The following is a 4,237-nucleotide window of genomic DNA, read 5'->3' as shown; positions in this document are numbered from 1 at the left end:
TTTGCGTATTGAGAGATGAAAGCCTTGCCATAGATTTCACAATTCCCATAGACTTGACCACAAACTTGAGAAAAATGTCGTATTTTTGCATTGTCATAAACACGGGCATAGCCATACACACAAGCTTTATCATAAACCCAGCAATTGCCATCATGGGATAGATTAGCTTCCTTTTCAATAAAGCCCCCTAAATCCCCCGTCTTAACATCATCAAAATCTTTTAAAGCTTTAATGCGATAAAGATTTATAATATTTCGAGTAAGAGCATGTTTGATTTTTTTGATTTCACTGGTTAATTCGTATTTTTTGCACATAGAGATACCCTCACAATCTAATGTGATAAACGTTTTCTAAATAAAATTTGAAATGGGAAATTTGGTTGGAAAGCAGGCGCCCCCGCCACGCACAAGCCATTATTTACGCAGCGTCTTTTATGGTTTGATCACAAATTTTAATATGACCATTCAGTTTTTTTGTATCTATATATGAATTGCCAAAAACACTCACTTGATCACAAATGTATGTATAGCCTGTAATTTTTGCATTCTCATAAATACAAGCATTATCACCAACTATAGCAAAAAACCAAACTTGAGCATTGCCAAAAATCTTTGCATTGCCATAAGCTTGTGCATAGCCAGTCAATAAAGCATTATCATAGATCTTAGCATGACCTTTTATAACAGCCCTGTCCGATACCTCAGCATGATTTAAAACGCAGGCATAATCGTAAACATAAATTTTTCCAAAAACCAAGGCATGATCAGCAACCCTTGCATTGTTATAAATTTTTGCACAATCAAAAACCTTAGCATAGCCTTCAATTTTTGCATTATCGAAAACATAAGCATTATTATAAACACAAGCATTATCATAGACCCAGCAATTGCCATCATGCGAGAGGTTGTTTTCATTTTCAATAAAGCCACCCAAGGCACCCGCCTTGACATTATCAAAATCTTTTAATGCTTTAATTCTATATAAAGTACGACCTTCAATAATATGAGTTTCATTAGTCAATTCGTATTTTTTAGTTACAGTTATAGCGTTCATAGGTAACTCCCTAAGTTCATATTTGATAAATTTTCAAATGAGATGTTTAAAGGAGGGGCGCCCAGCCGCGCCCGCACGTTATTTACGCAGCGTTATTTGCAATAACCTTTACAACGTTATCGCTTTCATAAACCTCACAATCATTAGGAACCCGATAAAGATCACTATGTCTTTTTAACCTTGCATTGCCATAGATATTACCTCTAATCACGAAATAACCAGAGATTTTTGCATTGCCATAAACAGAGCCATAAACAACAGCATGATCATAAACCTCGGCATTGCCATGAATACGGGCACTTCCTGATAATTTTGCATTGCCATAAACCCGCGCCTGATGATAAACCCAAGCATTATAAGAAAGATGCGCATTGTCATAAACATGGGCATTTGCATAAACGCGGGCGTGATCACAGACATGAGCATTGCCATAAACAAAGCCCATTATAATAGCCTTATTAAAAATCTTGGCATTTTCGTAAATATGGGCAGGATTTAAAACAAGAGCATTATCATAAACCCAGCAATTGCCATCATGAGAGAGATTGTTTTCACTTTCGATAAAGCCGCCTAAAGACCCAGCTTTGACATCAGAAAAGTCTTTTAATGCCTTAATGCGATAAAGAGTTTGATTATTAAATACACGTGTCTCATTTGTGAGTGCAAACTTTTTTTGCATAGCACAATTCCTTTATAAATAGATTTAAATTTTAAAATGAAATGTTAAAAGGTGGCGCCCCCGCCGCGCCCGCGCGTTATTTACGCAGCATCATTTTCATATTCGTTATCATCGTCATAATACCCCTCACAATCAGCATAATATTCATGACGGTAATAATCATCTTCACTACCAAATTCTGGATATGCATTATCACAAATATCTTCATTAGCAGTTAGAGAGGCATTGCTATGAATATAAGAATTACCTGAGATAAGAGCATCACAAACCATGGCATCATCAAAAACACGTGCATCATCACAAATATAAGCAGAGCCCCTTATTTTTGCATTACCCCCAACATGGGCATTATCACAAATCACGGCATTATCGGAAATATGGGCATAATCAGTTACATAGGCATTATCATAAAGTTGTGCATTGCCTTCAATTACAACGGCATTGCTAGCATGAGCATTGCCTGAAAGTTTAGCATTGTCCTTTAATGTCCTTCCTTCAAAAATAGCATTCCCATAAATTTTAGCATTGCCATAGACGTCAACAAAAAAGCTTTTTACTTTAGCATTTCCAAAGACGCGTGCATTTTGAAAGACGCGTGCTTTATTATAAACCCAGCAATTGCCATCATGAGAGAGATTATCTTCACTTTCAATATAGCCCCCGAGGTCCCCTTTTTTGACATCATCAAAATCTCTTAAGGCTCTAATACGCGTTAAGAAATGACCATCGATATATTCACAATCATCAATAAATTCGTATTTTTTTGCAGGCTCTTGTTGATTAACAGATGCGATTTCATTTGAAATGGAAGAGGAAATTGTATTTTGGGAATTTTTCATTTTAAATTCTTTCTTAACGTAATAAAGTTTTCAATTAACACCCTATAAGGGCGCCGGGTGTTGAAAACACGGCGTTAAGTCCGTCGTCACACTTTTCTCATTAAAGAGTATTGTATGGTGTGACCACACCCGACACAATCGTTATATGCTAGCTACAGCATAAAAGAAAGTCAGTCTTTTAAAGAAATGGGAGAAACCTTATCGGGGTTTATCCGCTTAACGCTAAGTGTTTTCATCACTTGAGTATTTATATAACAAAATACGTATTTATTGTCAATTAATTTATAAACTTTTTTGATATTTTTTTGTATTTTTTTAAATGCGTTGTGTATTAATAATATCATATGCTTATGAATTTCTTCTTTTATATTTATGTGTGTTTAAAGCTATATTATAGGCTTTATAAAACGATTGTGTTCTTTTTTGAATCTATACATTTATAATATTTAAAAACGCTCTCATAATGCGTTTTTTTATCTTTATAACCTATCAATTTTTTTACTAAATGAATTTAAAAATTTTTGTGAATTTTGTTTATAACGCATTTATCATTTGAACTATCTTAATAAGCGCCGCGCTTTTATAACCAATGCATTCATTTGCATTTTTGCTTTATTCAAATAAGGCTGTTATTTTTACGCATTCTCTATAGCTGTTATATGCTTTATAGCCATGGTGTTATTTTTCATTTTCATGATAAAAATGATACATATGATAATTGTAATTTAGAGACTGTTATGAAAACACTTATGAAACTATCTAAAGAGGGATTGATAATTATAGAAATTAGCAAAATCCTTTTTAATAGGCTTTTGTTATTTTGATTAGTTCTTTTTAAAAGATAAAATTATATTTCTAGTGAGTGATTAACACGTGTCTTATGAAAAGCGTATGAAATTAAAAACTGATTACGTTATCAAAATCCCTTTTATGAATTTTAATCAGTTCTTTTGAATAGATAACCTTATGATTTAGAGAATGATTACAACGTGCTTTATGAAAGCATGTGAACCTTTAAAGCCTTTCAAAAGATAGCTTGTAACTTATAGAAATGCTATAAAGACCATTATGGTTATGAATTTTGAGGATTTTGAGTATTTTGAGGGTTCCTTTTACTCCCCCCTTTATATATTTTTTTCAATCAAAAATAAAAATTATTATATTTCAATAGGTTAATATCTTAAAAATACAATCTATGATATATATTTAAAGGAGTTTTGAAGGTATTTTGAGGGTGTGAGAAACCTTCAAAACCTATAAGTAATATAAGAAAATGAATATATATAACTCTCTTTAAATAAAGCTTTTGAAAACAATAAAGCTATCATTTTAGATTACGGTATAACCTCTTAAAGGCAATCCAAATAAGAGTATCTAAAAGTGCAAGTTTCTTCTTTTTAGAAGAACGCATGATAAATTATCCTTTTAAAGATTATATGTAAGCAATGTATAAAGAGGGTATAGAGTATAAAGGGGTATAGACCCTATAGGTATAAGACCTTATCCCCTTATGAGTTATCATACCCATTATGTGAGCATGCTTTATAAGTTATTCAGTTTCTCTTAATACCAAATTTGGTAGTTTTTTCACGATTTTCATTGTTTCTAAACTTACGGTAGTAACCCTTTGAAACAATTCTAGAGGGTAGGCAGGGTTGCCAACGGT

At 32.8% G+C, this 4,237-nt stretch carries 3 protein-coding genes and 1 pseudogene; all 4 read right to left on the bottom strand.

Annotation, left to right across the window (positions count from 1 at the left end; genetic code table 11):
• A pseudogene (locus ACFIMQ_RS09010) lies at positions 1 to 314 on the bottom strand (hypothetical protein); the annotation flags it as partial.
• Positions 315 to 417: 103 nt separating this feature from the next.
• Positions 418 to 1,053, bottom strand: coding sequence for a hypothetical protein (locus tag ACFIMQ_RS09005; RefSeq protein WP_375703886.1), 636 nt, complete (start codon positions 1,051 to 1,053; stop codon positions 418 to 420).
• 82 nt (positions 1,054 to 1,135) lie between these two features.
• Positions 1,136 to 1,732, bottom strand: coding sequence for a hypothetical protein (locus tag ACFIMQ_RS09000; RefSeq protein ID WP_375703885.1), 597 nt, complete (start codon positions 1,730 to 1,732; stop codon positions 1,136 to 1,138).
• Between the two features lie 80 nt (positions 1,733 to 1,812).
• Entirely contained in the window at positions 1,813 to 2,571 is a 759-nt protein-coding gene (locus ACFIMQ_RS08995) for a hypothetical protein (protein WP_375703884.1), read from the bottom strand.
• Positions 2,572 to 4,237: the final 1,666 nt, after the last annotated feature.

The sequence above is a fragment of the Bartonella sp. AD13SXNS genome (assembly GCF_042196465.1).
Classification (GTDB): Bacteria; Pseudomonadota; Alphaproteobacteria; order Rhizobiales; family Rhizobiaceae; genus Bartonella.
The sequence above is the reverse complement of the archived record's forward strand: the minus strand, read 5'-3'. Positions and strand labels throughout refer to the sequence as shown.